Source organism: Rubellimicrobium arenae (assembly GCF_017916275.1).
GTDB classification, from domain to species: Bacteria; Pseudomonadota; Alphaproteobacteria; order Rhodobacterales; family Rhodobacteraceae; genus Rubellimicrobium; species Rubellimicrobium arenae.
The window spans coordinates 1-1,012 of record NZ_JAFMST010000036.1 but is presented as its reverse complement, the minus strand read 5'-3'; the positions used below and the strand labels follow the sequence as shown (position 1 = coordinate 1,012).

The following is a 1,012-nucleotide window of genomic DNA, read 5'->3' as shown; positions in this document are numbered from 1 at the left end:
CCGGCTTGTGCTTCTTCTGGGGCATTCCTTCATCCTCCTCAGGCCCGAAAGCCTACTTCAGGGAGGACCACTTTTCAGGGGGCAGACCAGTCATACATGCGCCGCTCCTTTGCTGGATGTGCCACACTCCTCGATAGTCACAGAATACTTGGGATTCAACATCGGCTTCAGCAGCGCGTTAAACAAGCCATTACAGAAGTTGGATTCAATAATGACTCGGTTGACACTGTGCAATGTCGCTATCCTGACCCCAGTCAGCTCTGCCGTCACAAGCTCGTCCGCTGTTACTCTTTCAGCATTGTGGGATAAAACCAACCGAGTAGGATGTCGGGGGGACAGCAGGCATTGAAGATAAGAATGCGAGGCGGACGCCAGTCGAGCGAGTCGTAGAAATCGTCAGAACTGTACCACCGGTGACTGTCGGTTGCCGACTTCTATATTTTGCCTGAGGTAAGCTGAAATGGAGCATGGGCGCTTGAGCTCCTCTCTTCAGGGTTTATAGGGCATGACTTTGCCGAACTGGAAATGTTCCGATGAAAGGCGAGGGGCGGCTTTGTCGGAACCGAAGGCCGCTATCTGCAGGCGTGAGCAACGCAGCACACAAGGTCAGCTTGAAGCTCACTCTGCCGGGCTTTCGCCACATGCAGAGCCGCGCGGCTGGGGCACCGTATGGGCGCGCGTCCTACACCACGGCAGACGCGGATCAAAGTCCGAGGCGCAGATTGGTTCGGTCATCTTGATTGGGAGGTCGTGGAGCACACTGACGAGGTCAGTGTCTACGCTGTCGGTGCAAGGAGAAGCAACAATCGATACTCCATTGACGCCGTTAAGATCGTTCCTTTTCTACCGATGCAAGGATAGTCGGCCGCAGTGCCCTACAAGACACCAAGGACTACGCCCGGAAGCATCACCTTGCGCTCCAAGTGTTGATTTCGGCTGAGAGCTGACCCGGGTGGACCGGGAATTTCCACTGAGAAGTGACCCATGTTCGAACTTCCCCTGGCTGGGCATC

The 1,012-nt window shown here is 55.3% G+C and carries 1 protein-coding gene; it reads right to left on the bottom strand.

Annotated features, from left to right (window positions below; genetic code table 11):
• Positions 1-90: 90 nt before the first annotated feature.
• Positions 91-270, bottom strand: a complete 180-nt coding sequence (locus tag J3P31_RS21930) for a hypothetical protein (protein ID WP_438270318.1) — start codon at positions 268-270, stop codon at positions 91-93.
• Positions 271-1,012: the final 742 nt, after the last annotated feature.